A 19,277-nucleotide genomic window follows, 5' to 3' on the forward strand; every position below is an offset into this window, starting at 1 on the left:
CGCTCAGCCTCCCTGCACCGCGGTCAGGACCTCCACCCGGTCGCCCTCGCCGAGCAGCGTCGCCGCCCACTCGCTGCGCGGGACGACCGCCTCGTTCACGGCCGCCGCCACCCCGGACGGGGCCGTGCTCAGTGTCGCGACGAGGGCGTCGAGGGAGACGGGGCCGGTGAGCTTTCGGGGTTCTCCGTTCACGGACACGTTCACGGGCACGTTCATGCGGGTTGCTCCAGACGTACGGGAGGGGCGACGGAGAACCGTCGGGGGGTGAAGGCGCGGGCCTCGGCGGGGAGGACGCCCGTGGTGAGCACCTCCGCCATGACGTCGCCGGTGACGGGGGTGAGCAGCACCCCGTTGCGGTAGTGGCCGGTGGCCAGGTGCAGGCCGGGCAGGGCGCTGGGGCCGAGCAGCGGCGCGTTGTCCGGGGACGCGGGGCGCAGTCCGGCCAGCGTCTCGGTGAGGGGCAGCTCGGTGATGCCGGGGACGAGCTCGTGGGCGTCGCGCAGCAGCTCGTACATCCCGCCCGCGGTCACCGTGGTGTCCCAGCCGAGCTCCTCGCTGGTGGCGCCGACGACGAGCTCGCCGTTCTCGCGCGGCACGAGGTAGACGTGGCTGCCGCGGACGACGGCCCGGACGGTACGGGAGAGGAAGGGGGCGTACGGGGCGGGTACGCGCAGCCGCAGGACCTGGCCCTTCACGGGGCGGACCGGCGGCAGCACCTCGTCCGGCACGCCCGCGAGCCGCCCGCTCAGGCTGCCCGCGGCGAGGACGACCTGGCCGGCCTCCAACTCCTCGCCGTCGGCGAGGAGGACCCCGCGGGCCCGGTCGCGTACGACCGTCAGGCGCTCCGCGAGGGCGCGGTGGAAGACCACCCCGGCCCGCTCGCAGGCGACGAGGAGCGCGGCGGCCAGCCGGCGCGGGTCGACCTGGTGGTCGCCGTCCACGCGCAGCCCGCCGCGCACCCCGGGGGCGAGCATCGGTTCGAGACGGCGGCACTCACGCCCGCTCAGCCACTCCGAGGTGAGGCCGCAGCGGGTCTGGAGGGCGTGGAGTTCGCGCAGATGGGCCCGGTCGTCGGCGTCGAGGGCGACGGCGAGCGTCCCGCAGGCGCGGTAGCCCACGTCGAGGCCGGTGGATTCCTCCAGTTCGGCGACGAACGCGGGATAGCGCGCGGCGGAGGCGAGGTTGAGCCCGAGCAGGGTCTCCTCGCCGTAGTGGAGTTCGGTGACGGCGGCGAGCATGCCGGCCGCGACCCGCGCGGCGCCGCCGCCCGGATCCGGGTCGACCACGGCGGTGCGCAGCCCGCGCCGCGCGGCCCGCCAGGCCGTGACCAGGCCGATGATGCCGCCCCCGACCACGAGGACATCGGAAGAACGCATGGGCGTCCAGCCCCTCCCTTCGCCGGCATGACCCGGATCAGGTTCGTACGGTCGGAGGCCGCCCAGCCTCCCTCTCAGCCCGGTGCGTCCGGGCTCCCGCGAGTGCTTTACGCCCGCCAGACTAGCCGCAGCCCCGGTGCGGTCCCAGGCCCCTCCCCGAACCCCCACCTTCCTGACGGATCGTCAGATGCGTAAGGTGGTCGGGTGAGCGAGCAGAAGCAGGCCCAGCAGCAGGTCGTGATCGTCGGAGCCGGGATGGCGGGTGTGCAGACCGCCGTCGCCCTGCGCGAACAGGGCTTCACCGGCCCCGTGACCCTCATCGGGGCCGAGCCCCACCAGCCCTACGACCGGCCCCCGCTCTCCAAGGCGATCCTCCTCGGCAAGGCCGAGGACTCCGCCTTCGACGTCGACTTCGAGGCGCTCGACGTCGAACTCCGCCTCGGCCTCGACGTCACCGGGCTGCGCGCCGCCGACCACGAGATCGACACCGAGGCCGGGCCCGTCCCGTACGACGTCCTCGTCGTCGCCACCGGGGCCCACCCGATCACCCTGCCCGGCGCCGAGGGCGTCCCCGGGGTCCACCTGCTGCGCACCCTCGACGACGCCGTGCGCCTCGGCCCCGTCCTGGAGCGCCGCCACACCGTCGTGGTCGTCGGCGCGGGCTGGATCGGCGCCGAGTTCGCCACCGCCGCGCGCGAGGCCGGCTGCGCCGTCACCGTCGTCGAGGCGGCCGACCGCCCCCTCGCAGGCGCCCTGCCCGCCGAGGTCGCCGGCCCGATGGCCGGCTGGTACGCGGCGAACGGCGCCGAACTCCTCACCCACGCGCGCGTGGACACGGTCGAGCCCGGCCGGGTCGTTCTCGCCGACGGCCGAGAGCTGCCCGCCGACGCCGTCGTCGTCGGCATCGGTGCCCGCCCCGCCACCGGCTGGCTCGCCGGCTCCGGCATCGCCCTCGACCCGAGCGGCGCCGTCACGGCCGACGAGCGGCTGCGCACCTCCCTGCCCGACGTGTACGCCGTAGGCGACTGCGCCTCCTACCCCTCCGCCCGCTACGGCCGGCGCCTCCTCGTCCACCACTGGGACAACGCGCTCCAGGGCCCGCGCACGGTCGCCGCGACGATCACCGGCGCCGACGCCGGCCCGTACGACCCGGTGCCGTACTTCTGGTCCGAGCAGTTCGGCCGGTTCGTCCAGTACGCCGGGCACCACGCGGACGCCGACGAGCTCCTGTGGCGCGGCGACCCGGCGGACGACACCTGGTCCGTGCTGTGGCTGCGCGCCGGGGTCCCGGTGGCCCTCCTCGCCGTCGGCCGCCCCCGCGACCTGGCCCAGGGCCGCAAACTCATCGAGGCGGCCACCCCCGTCGATCCGGAGCGCGCCGCGGACCCGTCCGTCCCCCTGAAGGCGGCGGTCAGGTAGGGCCCGGGTACCGACTGTCGGTCGGGGATGGCAGGCTTGTCCTGTGACCGAGATTGACGTAAAGATCGATGCGCTCGTCCCCGCCTGGCTCTACGTGCCCGACATCGCGGAGATGCTCGATATCGAGGTGACGCGCGTGCGGCAGCTGATCAAGGAAGGTCAGCTCATCGCCGTGCGCCGTGGAGAGAACAACGCCCTGCAGATCCCCGCCGCCTTCATCCAGGGCGACGCGATCGTCAAGGGCCTCGTCGGGCTCCTGACCGTGCTGCGGGACGACGGCTTCACCGACGAGGAGATGCTGGAGTGGCTCTTCACTCCGGACGAGAGTCTGCCGGGCACGCCCGCGCAGGCGCTCAACGAGAACCGCGGCACGGAGGTGAAGCGCCGCGCCCAGGCGCTCGCCCTCTGACACGCGCACGCACCGAAGACACCACCAGCGGGTGACGCGGTGGCCGGCCCTCAGGGGCCGGTCGCCGCGGCACCGGCGACACCGACGGGGGGAACCCACCCATGCCCACGCCTCGTGAGCGGCTCGCCGACGCCCGGCTCTACCTGTGCACCGACGCCCGGAAGCGCCAGGGCGACCTGCCCGCCTTCCTCGACGCCGTGCTCTCCTCCGGCGTGGACATCGTGCAGCTCCGCGACAAGGGCATGGAGGCCGGCGAGGAGCTGGAGCACCTCGCCGTCTTCGCCGAGGCCGCCCGCCGCCACGGCAAGCTCCTCGCGGTGAACGACCGGGCCGACGTCGCCCACGCCATCGGCTCCGACGTGCTCCACCTCGGCCAGGGCGACCTGCCCGTGCCCGCGGCCCGCGCGATCCTCGGCGACGAGCTCCTGATCGGCCGCTCCTGCCACGCCGAGTCCGAGGCGGCCGCGGCCGCCGCCGAGCCGGGCGTGGACTACTTCTGCACCGGGCCCTGCTGGCCCACCCCCACCAAGCCCGGGCGGTACGCGCCGGGGCTCGACCTCGTGCGGTACACGGCCGGTCTGGCTCAGAACCGCCCCTGGTTCGCCATCGGCGGCATCGACGAGACCAACCTCGACGAGGTCCTGGACGCGGGCGCCCGCCGGATCGTCGTCGTCCGCGCGATCACCGAGGCCGAGGACCCGGCGGCCGCGACCGCCGCCCTCGCCAAGCGCGTCCGGGAGCGCGCCGGGGCCTGAGCGGCGGGGTCCTGGGCGGTGTTCTCCGGGGCGCCTGAGCGGTGTCCCGGAAGAATGTCCGAAAAATTGTCCACAACGCGGACGCTGTCTACGCGGGTCCGCGTCCCCCGTCTAACCTGCCCGTATGGCCCTAGGTACCGCTTCCGTCCGCTCGGACCGCGCACGCACGGTCCGCGAGATCCTCGCTTCCGGCGGCACGTCGTACTCCTTCGAGTTCTACGCGCCGCGGACCGCGAAGGGCGAGCAGGGTCTCTGGAACGCGATGCGCCGGGTCGAGGCAGTCGGCCCCAGCTTCGTCTCCGTGACCTACGGCGCCGGCGGCACCACCCGGGGCGGCACGGTCAAGGCCACCCAGAAGATCGCCTCCGACACCACGCTCACCCCCGTCGCGCACCTCACCGCCGTCGACCACTCGGTGGCCGAACTGCGCAACATCCTCGGCCAGTACGCCGACGCCGGCATCCGCAACATGCTCGCGCTGCGCGGCGACCCGGCCGGCGACCCGCTGGGGGAGTGGATCGAGCACCCGGAGGGCGTCCGGTACGCCGCCGACCTCGTCCGGCTCATCAAGGAGTCGGGAGACTTCTGCGTCGGCGTCGCGGCCTTCCCCGAGATGCACCCCCGCTCCACCGACTGGGACGCGGACATCCGGCACTTCGTGGACAAGTGCCGCGCGGGCGCCGACTACGCGATCACCCAGATGTTCTTCGACCCGGAGAACTATCTGCGGCTGCGGGACAGCGTGGCGAAGGCCGGCTGCGAGACCCCGATCATCCCCGAGGTCATGCCCGTTGTGAACGTGAAGACCCTCGACCGGCTGCCCCAGCTGAGCAACGCCGCCTTCCCGGCGGACGTGAAAGACCGCATCCTCGCGGTCAAGGACGATCCGGCCGCTGTACGCTCCATTGGCATCGAGTTCGCGACGGAGTTCTGCGCGCGTCTGCTCTCCGAGGGTGTCCCCGGACTGCACTTCATCACGCTGAACAGCTCCACCGCGACGCTCGAGATCTACGAGAATCTCGGACTGCACCAGCAGTCGTGACCGGTCGTACCCGCCCCGACCCGCGGCGGTGACCGTGGAGAGGGGCGGCGGGGCATGGGGTGGACGGTCCTCTACATCGCATTCGGCGTGGTCGCGTTGTGGCTGCTGGGGGAGGTGCTCCTCCAGTACAAAGCGCGGCTGCGATGGCGATTGCTCGCCTTCACCGGATTTCTCGGCGTCGTCCTGGGCGTGCTGCTGCCCTCGGTGGCGGTCATCATCGCCGGCGCGGTCGCGTTCGCCGTCGGCCAGACCTATGTGACGCTCTCCTTCCGCCGCGGCTTCTCCACCGGCTGGGCGATCGGCGGGAACCCGGGTGCGAGCCGCCGCCGCAAGGCGGGCGCCCAGGCCCCGGCAGGGCCCACCCTCGAGGTCACCGAGGTCTCGTACGACGCTGTCGACGCCTACGCCCCGGCTGACGGCGAGCGCTACGACGACGCCACCGCCGCCGAGACCACCGCGGTCTACGAGCCCCACCCGCTGCCGGACGACACCGGCCAGTACGGGATCTACGGCATGGGCCACCAGGGCACCGGTCACCAGGACGGCGGCCACGACGGCGGCCACCAGGGCACCGGTCACCAGGACTCCGGTCAGGGCGCGGGATACGGCACGGGGTACGAGCAGCCGCAGCAGCCCGCCTACGACCCGTACGCCCCGGCGTACGAGCAGCAGCAGCCGGCCTACGACTATGGCGCGCCCGCCCCGCAGCAGCAGTACGCCGCCTACTCCGACCCGTACATCGGCCCGGGCACGGACGGCCAGCAGTACACCTCGTACTACGGCGACCCCTACGCCCCGTCGTACTCCTACGACACCCCGCCCGGCGGCGTCTGGGTCCCGCAGCAGCGCGACACGGAACAGCCCCCGCAGCAGGCGCCGCAGCCGCAGGCCCCGTACGGCTACGAGCAGCACCCGGACGAGCAGCAGCAGTACCGCTACTGAGCGGGCGCCGGCGGGCCTGTCACCGCGAGCCGCGGAACTCCGCGCCCTCCACGATCAGGCCCGCCACCAGCGCACCCGACATGCCCGCGTGGGCGAGTCCGCCGCCCGGGTGGGACCAGCCGCCCGCGTAGTACAGACCCGGCAGCGGCGAGACGTTGGCGGCGGGCAGCAGGGAACCGCCGACCCCGCCGAGCGCGGGCCCCGGCACCTCGGCGATCCCGGTGTCCCGGCGTACGTCCTCCGGCGTGCGGACGTGCCGCCACAGCAGCCGCTCGCGCAGCCCCGGCACCGCCGCGCCGGCCGCTTCGACCATGCGGTCGGCGAAGACGTCCCAGTAGCCCTCGTCTTCTTCCGAAGCCGCGTGGACGGTCGCCGTGACCGTCACCGCCTCGTGCTCGTCGTCGGGCCGCAGCGCCGGATCGTCCGGCCGCAGCACCGTCACGGTCGGCCGCTCGCCCGCCGCGTGCACGACCGTACGGTGGACCGCCGTCGCCTCCCGGGGGCCGCGCAGGGCCAGACAGACCGTCACCCGGCTCGTCCCGGCCGCCTGGTAGCGCGACCACTCGTCGCCGTCGCCCCACGCCACGACGTGGTCGCGGTACAGCGCGGGCACCGGGGCCCCGGAGACCACGTGGTCCGCCTCGACCGTCTCGCCCCCGGCGAGCCGGACGCCGACCGCCCGGCCGTCCTTCTCCAGGACGTCCTCGACCGGCGTGTCGAAGAAGAACTCCACCCGCCGCTTCCGGCACCGCTCGAAGACCGCGTCGGCCAGCGCCCGGATGCCCCCGCCCACGTACCAACTGCCGAAGGTCTGCTCCATGTACGGCAGGACGGCGGCCGCGGCCGGGGCGGTCGCCGGGGCGAAGCCGTACGACCACGCGTACGCGTCGAGCAGGGCGGCGAGCCGGGGGTCGCCCAGCTCCCGCGCCCCGACCTGGGCGAGCGTCGTCGTGGGGCGTCTCAGCAGCCCCGCCTTCAGCGCCGGGTAGGGCTCCTTGGCCAGCGGCGCCGGGTCGGCCGGCTGCGGCTCCTCCAGGAGCGGGCGCCGGGTCCGGTCCCAGGCCTCGCGGGCCCGTACCAGGAACTCGCCCCAGCGCTCGCCCGCGCCCGCGCCGAGCGCCGCGTCCAGGGCGGCGACCGTGCCCGCCCGGGAGGCGTTCGGCAGGTCGACGCGCGTGCCGTCGGCGAAGACATGACGGCTCGCCGGATCGACCTGGGTCAGCGCGACGCACTCCTCCAGGGGCTCCTTGCCCGTCTTCACGAACAGGTCCCGGTAGACGGCGGGCAGATGCAGCAGCCCCGGACCGGTGTCGAAGGCGAAGCCCTCGCGCGCGAAGCGGCCGACCGCCCCGCCGTACGTCGACGTCCGCTCGTACACCGTCACCCGGTGGCCCGCCACGGCCAGTCGGGCCGCCGTCGCCATGGCGCCGAGTCCCGCGCCGATCACCACAATCCGTGCCATGTCAGCGACCCTATCCGGCAGGTCGGACACCGCTCAGAAGTGGTCGGACTCGTCCGGTGGGGGTGGTGTCCGCACACGTCTCCCCGGGGCGGCGTCCATGAGGTGCCTCTCCTCGCGGCGCTGGGACCTGCGGCGCAGGAAGCGGCGGATCTTCTGGGCGAGGAAGAACAGTATGGCCAGGCCGAGGACGAGCAGGACGGCCGCGATGCTCGCCGCCGCCACCGGGTTGAATATCGCGAAGGTGACGATCGCGGCCACCCCGAGGTCCTCCGCCAGGCTCAGCGCGACGTTGGAGAACGGCTCCGGCGTGGTGTTGACCGCCATCCTCGTCCCGGCCTTGACGAAGTGGCTCAGGAGGGCCGTCGTGCCGCCGACCGCGCCCGCCGCGAGCTCCGGCAGCGAGCCGTTCTGACCGGCGAGGAGGGCGGCTACCACGGCCCCCGCGATCGGCCGGATCACGGTGTGGACGGAGTCCCAGGCCGAGTCGACGTACGGGATCTTGTCCGCCACCGCCTCGCACAGGAACAGCACGCCCGCGACGACGAGGACATCGGTGCGCTGCAAGGACTCGGGCACCTCGTCGGTCAGCCCGGTCGCGCCGAAGATGCCGAGCAGCAGGACCACCGCGTACGCGTTGATCCCGCTCGCCCAGCCGCTGGTGAACACCAGGGGGAGTACCGACACGCCCGCGATCGTAACCAGGACTGAGTATCCGTACCTAGGGGTCGAGATGAGTAGGTACGCGGATGGGCTCGGACCGGCCGGGAAGGGAGAGTGGAGTCCACGGAAGGGGCGCGGCTCCGGTACCGCCGGCACGGGGCTGCGGAACGGGGCCGTGCGCCTGCCGACTCCGGGGTACGGGGGATGTGCCACGGGGGTGCACGCGAAGAAGAAGCCGGTGCGGCGGGGCTCGGGGGGATCGAGCCTCGCCGCACCGGCCTCTTCGCGTGGTGGGGAGGGTGGTTCGGGCGTGTCGCGGGCCGGGCTCTCCAGGCCCTGATCCGCCGGACAGGGGCTACCGGCCGCCGACCCGGCCGTGGAGCAGGCGCGAGAGCGCCGCGTGCACGTCGTCGAGCGAACGCTCGCTCTGGAAGGCCTGCCAGTCGAGCGCCGCCACCAGCACCATGCCGACCAGCGCCGCCGCCGTCAGCTGGACGTCGATGTCCTCGCTCAGCTCACCGGCCGCGACCCCCTCCCGCAGGACCCCCTCGACCACCGCGACGGCCTCCTGGCGGACCACCAGGAGCGTCGAGTTCCAGGCCCGGTTGGTGCGCCAGAGCTCGGCCACGTACAGCTGGGTGAAGGCCGGGTAGCGGTCGATGAAGACGAGCCCCGCCCGGATCATCGCGTCGAGTGCGTCTATCCGGCTCCCGCCGCGCTCGGCGGTCTCCTGCTCCGCCGCCCGCAGCGAGGCCGTCAGCAGCGACACCCCGTGGCGCAGCAGCTCCTCGAAGAGCTCGGTCTTGCTCTTGAAGTTGTAGTAGACCGTGCCCTTGGCCACCCCGGCCCGCTCGGCGATCTCGTCGACCGTCGTCGCGGAGAATCCCTGCTCCGCGATGAGGGTGACGGCCGCCTCGTAGAGCTTCGCGCGGGTGGCCTGGCGTCGGGTGCTGCTGCTGTCCATGGGGTCGATTCTCACAGGTGTCGCGGGTGTCACCGGCCCTGTCTCACAGGGTCAGCTCGGGGTGGAGTCGGTCGAGTGTCCAGACCTGCCGCTTGCGGGCGGACACGGCGGTCAGGGCCAGGGCGCCCAGGGTGAACGCGGTCAGCACCGCGCAGGCCTGCCAGACCGGTTCGATCCCGCCACCCGTGATCAGCCGGCGCAGCGCCTCGACCACGTAGGTCATCGGCAGGAAGGGGTGGATCGCGTTGAAGAAGCCCGGGCTGGTCTGCACGGGGTACGTGCCGCCCGCCGAGGTCAGCTGGAGCATGAGCACGGCGAGCACGAGGATCCGGCCCGCCGCGCCGAAGCGGGCGTTGAGCCACTGGATGATCGCGGCGAAGCAGCAGGTGACCAGGGCGAGGAAGCCCACCGTGCCGGCGGCCCTGGCCATCTGGAGGCCGAGGCCCCAGTGCAGGACCGACATGAGAGCCCCCACCTGGAGGACGCCGATCGCCGCCACCGGGAGCCAGCCCGCCAGCGCGATCCGCCAGGCCGAGCCGCCGGCGGCGAGGGCGCGGCGGTTCAGTGGCTGGATGATCATGTACGCGACCATCGCGCCGACCCAGAGGGAGAGCGGGATGAAGTACGGGGCGAAGCCGGTGCCGTAGTTGGGCGCCTTGTGCATCGACTGCGAGGCCAGCTGCACCGGGTCGGCCATGACCTCCGTACGCCGGTCGCGGTCCTTCTCGTCGTAGTCGGGGATCTGCTTGACCCCGTCGTGCAGACCGACGGCCAGTGCGCCGGAGCCGTCGGCCAGCTTGAACAGACCGCCGTCGAGCTCGCCCGCGCCCTTCTTGAGCTTGCCGACGCCGGTGTCGAGGTTCGCCGACCCCGTCTTGGCGCCGCCGATGCCGGTGTGCAGCCGGTCCGCGCCCTCGGCGACCTTCTTGGCGCCCGCGTTGAGCTCGTTGATCTTCCTGATGGCGCCCTCGACGTCCTCGTCGAGGTGCGGGGCGCGGACGGCCAGCTCGTCGGCCTGCTTCTTGAGCGTGACGAGCCGCGCGTCCAGGGTCTTCAGGTCGCCGGTGCTGTCCTTGGTCAGGACGTGCACGTCGTCGGCGATGGTGGCGACGTCGTCGGCGGAGACCGAGGCCTCCTTGAGCACCTTGCACACCCGCGCGTCCGGCTCCGGTTTCGTCTCGCACTCCTCGCGGTGGAGGGCGGCGAGGCCGTCGTCCGCCTTGTGCGCGGCGGCCCGGACCACCGGGGCTCGCCTGACGAGGTCGTCGAGGTTGTTGCGGGCGGCCGCGATGGAGTCCGAGGCCAGGCGGGCGCTGTCGCGGATCGACGTGCCGTTGTTCGCCAGGTACGGGCGGACCTTGTCGGCGGTGCCGTTCACCTTGTCGGCGAGCTCCTGCGTGCCCTTCGCGACCTTGCGGGAGCCGCTCTCCAGGTCCTTGGCGCCCTTGTCGAGCTTCTTCAGCCCGGCGGCCAGGTCGCCGCTGCCCTGCTTGGCGTCCTTGAGGCCGTCGGCCAGGTCCTTGGAGCCCTTCTTCGCCTTGTCCACACCGTCCTTGAGGTCGTCCGCGCCCTTGGCGGCCTTCGCGGTGGCCTCGTGGATGTCGGAGAACGAGATGAAGATCTTGTCGAGGAAGGTGCGCGAGGACTTGGTGGAGGCCGCCGTGCGTACTTCGGAGAAGACCGTGCGGGAGATCTGGCCGACGATGTAGTTGTTGGCGTCGTTCGTCCGGACCCGGAGGGCGCCGGTCTCGGGGGAGTCGCCGGAGCTGGAGGCGATCCGCGAGCTGAAGTCGCCGGGCATGGTCAGGGACAGGTAGTACGTCCCGTCCTCGACGCCCTTGCGCGCCTCCGCGTCGCTCACCCGGTGCCACGCGAAGGTGTTGCTCTCCAGGAGTCCCTCGGCGATGTCGTCGCCGGCGTTGATCTTCTTGCCGTCGGCGGTGGCGCCGCGGTCCTCGTTGACGAGGGCGACGGGGATCTTGTCGAGCCTGCTGTACGGGTCCCAGAACGAGTACAGGTACAGGGCGCCGTAGAGCAGCGGCAGCAGCAGGATCGCGACGAGCGCGGCGCGCGGCAGCTTTCCCCTGCCGAAGCGCTTCAGCTCAAGAGCGGCCAGTTTCGGCGAGCGCATCGGCCGCCCCCTCCTCGGTGTCGTCTGCGGTGTCTTCTGCTTCCGTTTCCGGCTCGGGTTCCGGCTCGGATTCCGGCTCGGATTCCGGTTCGGTTTCCGGTTCCGCGGGCTCCTTGGGCTCCTCGGGCTCCTCGGGATCCGTCGCGTCGGCGATCGTCGTGATCCGCTGGGCGTCCGCCGGGGCCTCCGCGCAGACGGCGAGGACGGTCGTCCCGGCCTCGGCCACCGAGCGCAGCAGCGCCCAGGCCTCGGCCCGGTCGGCGTCCGAGAGCTTCAGGTCCGTGTCGTCCAGGGCGAGCAGCCGGGGCCGGCCGATGAGGGCCAGGGCGATCGAGAGCCGCAGCGCTTCGAGCCGCTCCAGATCGCGTACGGAGGTCCGCTCGCCCTTCGGCAGGGCCGCGAGGTCGAGACCGGAGGCCGTGACGGCCTCGTCGATCCGGGCCCGCGCCTCCGCCGCCCGCTCGGCGGGGCGCCGCAGGAGCGCCCGTACGGAACCGTCGAAGCGGCGCTGGAGCAGGACCCGCTCGCGCAGGTGCTCGGCGACCGTGAAGGCGGGGTCCAGCTCGCTCACGCCGGGCACCTGCCCGAGCGCGCTGATCCGGCGCACCGCGCCCGGCTTGCGGGGCAGCCGCACCCCGCCGACCTCGGCGTGCCCCTCCGTGGCCTTCATGCGGCCGGTGAGGGCGAGCAGCAGGCACGTACGGCCGGAGCCGGACGGTCCCTCGATCGCCACCAGCGCGCCCGGCGCGGCCCGGAAGGAGACCTCCCGGAAGGCCCAGCCGCGCGGTCCCTTGAGTCCGAAGCCGTCCGCGACGACGGCGGCGCCGTGCGGCTGCTCCTCTGCCTCCGCTCCCACGGGCCCACCCCCACTTCCCCATTTTTGAACTGACTGGTCAGTGCAAAAATTACCCCGGGGTAGTGGATCAGGCAAAACCCCAGGTCAGCCGCATTGTCAGTGGGGCCCTGCACGATGGACACATACGGCCACAGAGCCGTCACGCGACGACAGGAGGCACGTCATGGCCAGCCCTTCCGCAGCAGCCGCGCCCCGCCCCCGCCCCCTCCCTCTCCCCGGCAGTCATGCCACCCCCGCAGTGTCCGGACCCGCGTCCGACGTCCACCCCGTCCCGCGCCGCGCCACCGCCCCGCCCGCCGCCCTCGACCTGCTCGCCAAGGCCCGCACCGGACTGGTCGAGGCCGCCTCGCTCGACCGGCCCCACGAGCGGTACGCCACCGCCCACCTCGCCGCCCTGCGGGCCGCGGCCGCCGTGCTCGCCGCCCGGGGCAGGCCCGAGACCGCACCCCGCCACCGGCAGCGCATAAGGAGCGCCTGGGAGCTGCTTCCCCAGCTCGCGCCCGAGCTGACCGAGTGGAGCGCCCTCTTCGCCTCCGGAGCCCAGCGCAGGGCCCGCGCCGAGGCCGGCATCACGAGCGCGGCGACCCGGCGCGAGGCCGACGACCTGCTCCGGGACGCCGCCCTGTTCCTGCGGCTGGTCGAGCGGCTGCTCGTCCTCCCGCCGGTGCTGCCCCGCCAGCCGGGGGCCGGAGAGGCCGGCGGATGATCCGAAACGCAGGCCCGAGGCCATAGGGTGGGGAGCGTCCGTACCCGTCACCGAGGAGTCAACAGCCGTGCCGGACCCTTCCCCTGTCTTCGGTCGAGAGGCGTCGTCGCGACCGTCGCGCGCCTCCCTGCGTACCGCCGTCGTCTGGGACGTCCTCAAGGACGCCCTCGACCGCCGGGCCAAGGCCACCGGGAAGGACAGCCTCGATGTCCTCGACACGGGCGGCGGCTCCGGGAACTTCGCCGTACCGGCGGCCCGCCTCGGTCACCGCGTCACCGTCGTCGACCCCAGCCCCAACGCGCTCTTCGCGCTGGAGCGGCGGGCCGCCGAGGCCGGGGTCGCCGACCGGGTCACCGGTGTCCAGGGAGACGTCCGGGGTCTCTTCGACGTGGTCGAGCGCGAGGGGTACGACGTCGTGCTCTGCCACGGCGTCCTGGAGTACGTCGACGACCCCGCCGAGGGCGTGCGGAACGCGGTCGCCGCGCTCCGCACCGGCGGCAGCCTCAGCCTGCTCGCCGCCGGGCTCGGCGGCGCCGTGCTGGCCCGCGCGCTCGCCGGACACTTCACCGAGGCCCGGCACGCGCTGACCGACCCCGACGGCCGCTGGGGCGCGGGCGACCCCGTGCCCCGGCGCTTCACCGCCGAACAGCTCGCCGAGCTGACGGCGGACGCCGGACTCGAGATCGGCGCCGTGCACGGCGTCCGGGTCTTCGCCGACCTGGTTCCGGGCGTCCTCGTGGACACCGAGCCGGGGGCCGCGGAGGCCCTGCTCAAGCTGGAGGCCGCGGCCGCGGAGCTGCCCTCCTTCCACGCCATCGCCACCCAGCTGCACGTTCTCGGCGAGAAGCGCGCCTGACAGCCACCGGCACCCGTTCGGCGGTGCGGGCGGCGGGCGTCGATGGAGTACGCCACTGCCCGCCCGATCTGGGGTTCAGCCCCGTATGATCGGGGGACACCATCCGGCATGACGGAGATGGCGCTGGGGAATCAACGCCTCAGCAACCGATCCGCATGGCGGCCCGGATTGGCTTTTCGGCATTGTGGGCGGGTTTCACGGGGGCGATTCCCTGCCTATCCTGAAAGGGCCGCAAACCGGTCGCCCCCGCGACCGACGACTAGGAGGACTCCGTGCCGCTCTCGGAGCACGAGCAGCGAATGCTCGAGCAGATGGAGCGAGCGCTGTACGCCGAAGATCCCAAGTTCGCGACAGCGCTCGAGGGAAGCGGGCTGCGTACGTACACCCGCCGACGGGTTTACCAGGCAGTCGCCGGCTTCCTGGTGGGTATCGCGCTCCTCATGGCCGGAATGGTCGCACAGCAGATCTGGATCAGCGTGGTGGGATTCCTCGTCATGCTGGGCTGCGCGGTCCTGGCGGTCACCGGATGGCGCAAGGCGCCCAAGCCAGGTGAGCAGCAGGCCAGTGGCGGGACGGCGACCGGTGGTCGCCAGACCCGGCAGCGACGCTCCACCATGAATCGGATCGAAGAGCGGTGGCAGCGCCGCCGCGACGAACAGCAGGGCGGCGGCCACTGACGGCCCCCTGAGCGGCAGCCCCGCACCCCTTACACGACCGAGCCCCGCAGGGCCCGCGCCACGACGCGCGATGCCCTGCGGGGCTCGGCCGTACCCCTGGGGGTAGGGGAACGGGCCGGGGAGGGGCGAGGCCGCCGATGGCGGCCCCGCCCCTCCCCGGCCGTCAGCCCGCTTCGCGGGGGGTGCGGCGGAACAGGGACGTCGTGCGCGACACCAGCGTGTGGCGGCGTACCGACCACGTGGCCGTCGCGGACGACCAGCGGGCCGAAGCCTCCCAGCGGAGGCGGACCGCCGAGCGCGGGGCCAGGGTGGCGCGGAGGCGCGCAGCGCGGTCGGCGCTCGCGTGGAAACCCGCCCTGATCCGGGCGGCCTCCTCGGCGAGCCCCGGGGCCGGCACGGGCCGGGGCGCGTAGAGCGCTTCCTCCACCGCGCGGGCCACGCGGTGCACCGCGTCCGCCGGTTCGCCCTGAAGCTCACCCAGTCGGACCATTCGCGCCGCCGTCTTCCGCGGCGTCATCGACTCGTCCGGCTCGACCCCGTAGTCCCAGGCCGTGTCGGTGATCTCCCGCCAGACCGCGAGCGTGCGCGCCGCCAGGTCCTCCGGGCCTCGTCCGCCGCCCGGACCGAGCCGGCGGGCCCGCACACGGGTCCGCCACAGCGCCGGAACGAACGGTACGGCGAGCACCAGGAGCGTCCCCAGGGACAGCAGCACCACCTTCAGCGGATCCGTACCGGAACCGTCCGAGAAGTCACCGCCCACGGCGGCGTCCGGACCGCAGTCGCCGAGCTTCTTCATCTGCGGCGTGCAGCTCTCCGAGGCGCTCGGCGCGGCGGACGGCTGCGCCGAGGCGCTCTGCTGGGGCTGCGTGGGACCGGTGGCCGTGCCCGAGGGCGTGTTCTGCCGGGTGTACGCCGGGGTGGAGCCCCGCGACGGCGTCGGCTCGAACCGCATCCAGCCCGCCCCGTCGAAGTACAGCTCGGGCCAGGCGTGCGCGTCCCGGATGCCGACCGAGACCGAGCCGTCGCTCTGCGTCGTGCCCGGCATGAAGCCGACGGCCACCCGAGCGGGGATGCCGAGGGAGCGGGCCATCGCCGCCATGGAGAAGGAGAAGTGGACGCAGAAGCCCTCCTTGTCCTTCAGGAAGCGCGAGATCGCCTGCGCCCCGGTGCCGGAGGTCACGTCGACGTCGTAGCGGAAGCCGCCGTCCTCGGCGAACCAGTCCTGGAGCTTCACCGCCTTCTCGTAGTCGTTGCGCCCGCCCTTGGTGACCTCCCGGGCCTTCGCCCGCACATCGGCGGGGAGGGACTCGGGGACCTTCGTGTACTCGGCGCGCAGCTTCTCCGGGGCGGTCCCGGCAGCGGCCAGCTGCCCGGACGTGGGCTGCACGTCCAGGCTGGAGACCTGGTAGCGGACGCCGGCGGTGTTCTGGTCGCCGTCGCCGACGAGCATCCGGCCGGTCGGCTCGAAGCGCCACTTCCCGCCGATGTCGACCCGGCCCGCCGGGTACGGCATGGGCAGCCACCGCTGCTCGTACGCGTCGGAGGCGACGATGTTGGTGGTCACCTCGCTGACCTTGACGTCCTGGCCGAGCCCCTCGGGCCACGGCAGCTGCTTCGGCACGTCCTCGATGGGGCGCTGCGAGGACTTCCAGGAGGCGCCGTCGAACTGGTCGAGGGCGACGAGGCGCAGGTACAGGCCGCTGTTGTCGGCGGCGTTGGTCCGGTAGCGGAGGACCTCCCGGTCCTCGGGCTGGCGCAGATTGTCCTGGAGGGAGACCAGCGGGTTCACGGCGGAGATGACGCCGCCCTTGCCCGAACCCCCGTTCCCCTCGCCGCTGCCGCCGCCGAACAGGCCCCCGGAGAGACCCGGCAGCGCGAGCGGCACCACCATGGCGACGCCCATCGCGACGGCGCCGATCCGGCGGCCGGTGCGGGCCGGGGCGAAGGCGGGACCGCCGCTCGCACCCACCGAGCCCGGCCGGCCGGCACGCTGGGCGCCCCCGAAGACCCGCCCCCACTGGGAGAGCCGGTCACGGCCCTCCGCCAGGAGCAGCAGCAGATAGCCGGAGGCCGCGAGGAGGAACCAGAGCCAGCCCGCGCCGCCACCGGAGAGACCGGCGGCCACCGAGTACAGCGCGAGCAGCGGAAGACCGGCCGGGGCCGCCCTGCGGAAGGTGACCGCGAGGGCGTCCACCAGGAGCCCGATCGCGACCACACCGCCGACGAGCATGAGCCGGATGCCCTCGGTGTCCGGCGCCGGGACCGCGTACCGGCCGACGTCCTCGGCGCCCGCCGAGAACAGGTCGACGGTGTACGTGAGGGCCTCCGGGCCGGGGATCAGCCAGAGGACCGCCTGCTCCCGGGCGAAGAACAGGGTCAGCGCGAGCAGCACGACGGCCGCCTGCGCGAGCAGGGTCAGCGGCCGGGCCAGCGGCACCCGCCGGGCCAGCGTGCCCACGCCGCTCACCAGAGCGAGGACGAAGGCCGCCGTGAAGATCCAGTTCGCCGGCTTCACCAGCGGGAGCAGCGCCCCGGCCGCCATCAGGGTGGCGCCCCAGGAGGCGAGGGTCAGCCGTGCGCGGCCGCTCATGACCAACCTCCGTAGGTGTCGGCGGCGGATTCCGCACGGGCTCCGGCCGCCTGCTGCCACACGTCGGCGATCCGCGCCCCGGGTGCCACGGCCAGCGCCGTCCAGCCCGCCTCGCGCAGCTGCCGTACGCGGTTCTCGACCGCCCCGCCGACGGCGCCGCCCGTCAGCCAGCTGCCCGAGTCGAGGACGAAGGCGACGGCCGCGCCGGTCCGCCCGCGCATCCGGGCGGTCAGGGCCGCCTGCTCCTCGTCGAGGTCGCCGAGGAAGGCGATGAGCAGCCCTTCGTTGCCGCCGCGCAGTACGTCGGAGGCGCGGGAGAGCCCGGCCCCTTCGGAGTGGTCGACGATCGCGAGGGTGTCCATCATCAGACCGGCCGTGTCGGCCGAGTCCTGCGTCGAGCCGGCGAAGCCGTCGGAGCCCTCGGGCACCGCGCTGCCGGTGTCGGTGAGCAGCCGGACCGCGTAGCCGCGCTCCAGCATGTGCACCAGGGCGGAGGCGGCGCCGGAGACCGCCCACTCGAAGGCGGAGTCGGGGCCGGTGCCCTGGTAGCCGACCCGGCGGGTGTCGAGGAGCACGGTGCAGCGGGCCCGCTGCGGCTGCTCCTCGCGGCGGACCATCAGCTCGCCGTAGCGGGCGGTCGAGCGCCAGTGCACCCGGCGCAGGTCGTCGCCGTGCCGGTAGGCGCGCGGGATGACGTCGTCGTCGCCGGCGAGCGCGAGGGAGCGCTGCTGCCCGTCGCCGTACCCCGAGGCCTCGCCGGCGAGCTTCACCGGGGGCAGCGCCTCCGTGCGCGGGACGACGGTGAGGGTGTCGTACGCGCTGAAGGCACGCGTCAGCTCGCACATCCCGAAGGGGTCGTTGAGCCGGAGCTGGAGCGGGCCCAGCGGGAAGCGTCCGCGCAGGTCGGAGCGGACCCGGTAGGAGACCTCGCGCCGGCCGCCCGCCTCGACCCGGTCGAGGACGAAACGGGGGCGGGGTCCCAGCATGTACGGCACGTGGTCCTGGAGCATGAGCAGCCCGGTGGGGAGCTTGGAGACGTTCTCCATCCGGAGCTGGACCCGGGCCTCGGAGCCCGCCTCCACCCGCTGCGGGGTGAGGCGGCGGGAGGCCGCGACCCGGTAGCGCGTGCGGTGCAGCACGAGGACGCAGATCAGCGGCAGGGCGGCGAGGAGCAGCCCGACGCGCAGCAGATCGGCCTGGCCGAGGACGTACGCGCAGACGGCGGCGGCCACCCCGGCGGCGAGGAAGGACCGGCCGCGGGTGGTGAGACCGCCGAAGGCGGCCCGCAGACCGCCCCGGTCGTCTTCGCCCCGCTGCCCGTCCGGTACGGCAGCGCCTCTCATCACGGCCGCCGGGCGCCGGGCTGCTGCTGGCCGTAGAGCTGTCCGGCGGGCGGGGTCGCGGCCGGGACGGGGGTGCGCTGGAGGATGTCCTGGACGACCTGCTCGGCGGTGCGCCGGTTCAGCTGGGCCTGCGCCGTCGGCATCAGCCGGTGGGCGAGGACGGGCGCGGCGAGGGCCTGGAGGTCGTCCGGCAGGACGTACTCGCGGCCGCTGAGCGCGGCGGACGCCTTGGCGGCCCGCAGCAGGTGGAGCGTGGCCCGGGGGGAGGCGCCGAGCCGCAGGTCGGCGTGGGTGCGGGTGGCGGCGACGATGTCGACCGCGTACCGGCGGACGGCGTCGGCGACGTGGACCGCGCGCACCGCGTCGATGAGCTTCACGATGTCGTGGGCGTGGGCGACCGGCTGGAGGTCGTCCAGCGGGGACACCGAGCCGTGCGTGTCGAGCATCCGGAGCTCGGCCTCGGCGCTCGGGTAGCCGATGGAGACCCGGGCCATGAAGCGGTCGCGCTGGGCCTCGGGCAGCGGGTAGGTGCCCTCCATCTCCACCGGGTTCTGGGTGGCGACGACCATGAACGGGCCGGGCAGCTCGTACGTCTGGCCGTCGACGGTGACCTGCCGCTCCTCCATGGACTCCAGGAGCGCGGACTGGGTCTTCGGCGACGCGCGGTTGATCTCGTCGCCGATCACGATCTGCGCGAAGATCGCGCCCGGCTTGAACTCGAACTCCCGGCGCTGCTGGTCGAAGATCGACACGCCCGTGATGTCCGAGGGCAGCAGGTCGGGGGTGAACTGGATGCGGCGCACCGAGCAGTCGATGGACCGCGCCAGGGTCTTGGCGAGCATGGTCTTGCCGACGCCGGGGACATCCTCGATGAGGAGGTGACCCTCGGCGAGCAGCACGGTCAGAGAAAGCCGTACGACCTCGGGCTTGCCCTCGATCACACCCTCCACCGACCTGCGGACACGCTCCGCGGTCGTGGTCAGATCAGTGAGGCTCGCTCGATCGTCATAGGTCGTCACCCGGCCCTCCTCGGCCTTCCGGAACACGGACACCTGCCCCCGGGGACATGTTTCGGGGGGTGTCACCCCA

Annotated in this window: 18 protein-coding genes and 1 riboswitch; of the genes, 8 read left to right on the plus strand and 10 right to left on the minus strand. The window is 73.5% G+C overall.

All coding sequences use genetic code 11. From position 1 onward, the window contains the following. Window positions 1-3: 3 nt before the first annotated feature. Window positions 4-216: a sulfur carrier protein ThiS gene (gene thiS / locus OG357_RS29155; RefSeq protein ID WP_329623975.1), complete on the minus strand. Its 213-nt coding sequence runs from the start codon at window positions 214-216 to the stop codon at window positions 4-6. After that, complete coding sequence (gene thiO / locus OG357_RS29160) at window positions 213-1,376, minus strand: glycine oxidase ThiO (RefSeq protein WP_329623976.1); 1,164 nt, start codon at window positions 1,374-1,376, stop codon at window positions 213-215. Before thiO ends, thiS begins: the two co-directional genes overlap by 4 nt. Continuing rightward, window positions 1,374-1,486: riboswitch (TPP riboswitch) on the minus strand. (Overlaps the previous gene by 3 nt.) Before the next feature lie 145 nt (window positions 1,487-1,631). Between thiO and OG357_RS29165 the strand changes: the two genes are divergently transcribed. The 5 genes from OG357_RS29165 to OG357_RS29185 all read left to right on the plus strand — a co-directional run bounded on the left by OG357_RS29165 (window position 1,632) and on the right by OG357_RS29185 (window position 5,943). Further along, window positions 1,632-2,795, plus strand: coding sequence for an NAD(P)/FAD-dependent oxidoreductase (locus tag OG357_RS29165; protein ID WP_443066829.1), 1,164 nt, complete (start codon window positions 1,632-1,634; stop codon window positions 2,793-2,795). A 43-nt stretch (window positions 2,796-2,838) separates the two neighbouring features. Beyond that, a complete protein-coding gene (locus tag OG357_RS29170; protein ID WP_329623978.1) occupies window positions 2,839-3,204 on the plus strand; it encodes an Rv2175c family DNA-binding protein in 366 nt (121 codons plus the stop codon). Window positions 3,205-3,305: 101 nt separating this feature from the next. Further along, window positions 3,306-3,959, plus strand: a complete 654-nt coding sequence (gene thiE / locus OG357_RS29175) for a thiamine phosphate synthase (protein ID WP_329623979.1) — start codon at window positions 3,306-3,308, stop codon at window positions 3,957-3,959. A 124-nt stretch (window positions 3,960-4,083) separates the two neighbouring features. Then, window positions 4,084-5,001, plus strand: a complete 918-nt coding sequence (gene metF / locus OG357_RS29180) for a methylenetetrahydrofolate reductase [NAD(P)H] (protein WP_317594325.1) — start codon at window positions 4,084-4,086, stop codon at window positions 4,999-5,001. 54 nt (window positions 5,002-5,055) lie between these two features. Further along, a complete protein-coding gene (locus tag OG357_RS29185) occupies window positions 5,056-5,943 on the plus strand; it encodes a hypothetical protein (RefSeq protein ID WP_329623980.1) in 888 nt (295 codons plus the stop codon). Window positions 5,944-5,962: 19 nt separating this feature from the next. On the opposite strand, the gene OG357_RS29190 is transcribed toward OG357_RS29185, so the two are convergent. The 5 genes from OG357_RS29190 to OG357_RS29210 all read right to left on the minus strand — a co-directional run bounded on the left by OG357_RS29190 (window position 5,963) and on the right by OG357_RS29210 (window position 12,016). Continuing rightward, entirely contained in the window at window positions 5,963-7,405 is a 1,443-nt protein-coding gene (locus tag OG357_RS29190; RefSeq protein WP_329623981.1) for a phytoene desaturase family protein, read from the minus strand. Between the two features lie 33 nt (window positions 7,406-7,438). Continuing rightward, window positions 7,439-8,089 carry a DUF4126 domain-containing protein gene (locus OG357_RS29195; RefSeq protein WP_329623982.1) on the minus strand — a complete coding sequence of 217 codons (651 nt, stop codon included), beginning with the start codon at window positions 8,087-8,089 and terminating at the stop codon, window positions 7,439-7,441. Between the two features lie 331 nt (window positions 8,090-8,420). Further along, a complete protein-coding gene (locus tag OG357_RS29200) occupies window positions 8,421-9,029 on the minus strand; it encodes a TetR/AcrR family transcriptional regulator (protein WP_329623983.1) in 609 nt (202 codons plus the stop codon). Window positions 9,030-9,072: 43 nt separating this feature from the next. After that, the gene (locus OG357_RS29205) at window positions 9,073-11,160 is read right to left on the minus strand and encodes a YhgE/Pip domain-containing protein (protein ID WP_329623984.1); all 2,088 of its coding nucleotides are present in this window, start codon (window positions 11,158-11,160) and stop codon (window positions 9,073-9,075) included. Further along, complete coding sequence (locus OG357_RS29210) at window positions 11,132-12,016, minus strand: ATP-binding cassette domain-containing protein (RefSeq protein ID WP_329623985.1); 885 nt, start codon at window positions 12,014-12,016, stop codon at window positions 11,132-11,134. Before OG357_RS29210 ends, OG357_RS29205 begins: the two co-directional genes overlap by 29 nt. Before the next feature lie 163 nt (window positions 12,017-12,179). On the opposite strand from OG357_RS29210, the gene OG357_RS29215 reads away from it, so the two are divergent. The 3 genes from OG357_RS29215 to OG357_RS29225 all read left to right on the plus strand — a co-directional run bounded on the left by OG357_RS29215 (window position 12,180) and on the right by OG357_RS29225 (window position 14,255). After that, a complete protein-coding gene (locus tag OG357_RS29215) occupies window positions 12,180-12,722 on the plus strand; it encodes an SAV_6107 family HEPN domain-containing protein (protein ID WP_329623986.1) in 543 nt (180 codons plus the stop codon). Window positions 12,723-12,789: 67 nt separating this feature from the next. Further along, entirely contained in the window at window positions 12,790-13,578 is a 789-nt protein-coding gene (locus OG357_RS29220; RefSeq protein WP_329623987.1) for a methyltransferase, read from the plus strand. Window positions 13,579-13,850: 272 nt separating this feature from the next. Further along, a complete protein-coding gene (locus OG357_RS29225; RefSeq protein WP_329623988.1) occupies window positions 13,851-14,255 on the plus strand; it encodes a DUF3040 domain-containing protein in 405 nt (134 codons plus the stop codon). 163 nt (window positions 14,256-14,418) lie between these two features. Here the strand turns inward: OG357_RS29225 and OG357_RS29230 are convergent, their stop codons facing one another. From OG357_RS29230 to OG357_RS29240, 3 genes are read right to left on the minus strand one after another with little or no spacing between them, the layout of a single operon-like run. Next, on the minus strand, window positions 14,419-16,845 hold the full coding sequence (locus tag OG357_RS29230) for a transglutaminase TgpA family protein (RefSeq protein ID WP_329623989.1): 2,427 nt from the start codon (window positions 16,843-16,845) through the stop codon (window positions 14,419-14,421). Further along, window positions 16,842-18,188 (minus strand): DUF58 domain-containing protein, encoded by a 1,347-nt coding sequence (locus OG357_RS29235; RefSeq protein WP_329623990.1) that lies wholly within the window; start codon window positions 18,186-18,188, stop codon window positions 16,842-16,844. Before OG357_RS29235 ends, OG357_RS29230 begins: the two co-directional genes overlap by 4 nt. Then, complete coding sequence (locus OG357_RS29240) at window positions 18,188-19,207, minus strand: AAA family ATPase (protein WP_329623991.1); 1,020 nt, start codon at window positions 19,205-19,207, stop codon at window positions 18,188-18,190. Before OG357_RS29240 ends, OG357_RS29235 begins: the two co-directional genes overlap by 1 nt. Window positions 19,208-19,277 lie beyond the last annotated feature (70 nt).

Origin of the sequence: Streptomyces sp. NBC_01255 (assembly GCF_036226445.1) — a bacterium.
In the GTDB taxonomy this organism is placed as follows: Bacteria; Actinomycetota; Actinomycetes; order Streptomycetales; family Streptomycetaceae; genus Streptomyces.

Coding starts and splice junctions, on each gene's coding strand:
- OG357_RS29205 (WP_329623984.1), bottom strand. CDS start 11,160: ATGCGCTCGCCGAAACTGGCCGCTCTTGAGCTGAAGCGCTTCGGCAGG.
- OG357_RS29190 (WP_329623981.1), bottom strand. CDS start 7,405: ATGGCACGGATTGTGGTGATCGGCGCGGGACTCGGCGCCATGGCGACG.
- thiO (WP_329623976.1), bottom strand. CDS start 1,376: ATGCGTTCTTCCGATGTCCTCGTGGTCGGGGGCGGCATCATCGGCCTG.
- thiS (WP_329623975.1), bottom strand. CDS start 216: ATGAACGTGCCCGTGAACGTGTCCGTGAACGGAGAACCCCGAAAGCTC.
- OG357_RS29185 (WP_329623980.1), top strand. CDS start 5,056: ATGGGGTGGACGGTCCTCTACATCGCATTCGGCGTGGTCGCGTTGTGG.
- OG357_RS29165 (WP_443066829.1), top strand. CDS start 1,632: ATGGCGGGTGTGCAGACCGCCGTCGCCCTGCGCGAACAGGGCTTCACC.
- OG357_RS29230 (WP_329623989.1), bottom strand. CDS start 16,845: ATGAGCGGCCGCGCACGGCTGACCCTCGCCTCCTGGGGCGCCACCCTG.
- OG357_RS29215 (WP_329623986.1), top strand. CDS start 12,180: ATGGCCAGCCCTTCCGCAGCAGCCGCGCCCCGCCCCCGCCCCCTCCCT.
- metF (WP_317594325.1), top strand. CDS start 4,084: ATGGCCCTAGGTACCGCTTCCGTCCGCTCGGACCGCGCACGCACGGTC.
- thiE (WP_329623979.1), top strand. CDS start 3,306: ATGCCCACGCCTCGTGAGCGGCTCGCCGACGCCCGGCTCTACCTGTGC.
- OG357_RS29235 (WP_329623990.1), bottom strand. CDS start 18,188: ATGAGAGGCGCTGCCGTACCGGACGGGCAGCGGGGCGAAGACGACCGG.
- OG357_RS29200 (WP_329623983.1), bottom strand. CDS start 9,029: ATGGACAGCAGCAGCACCCGACGCCAGGCCACCCGCGCGAAGCTCTAC.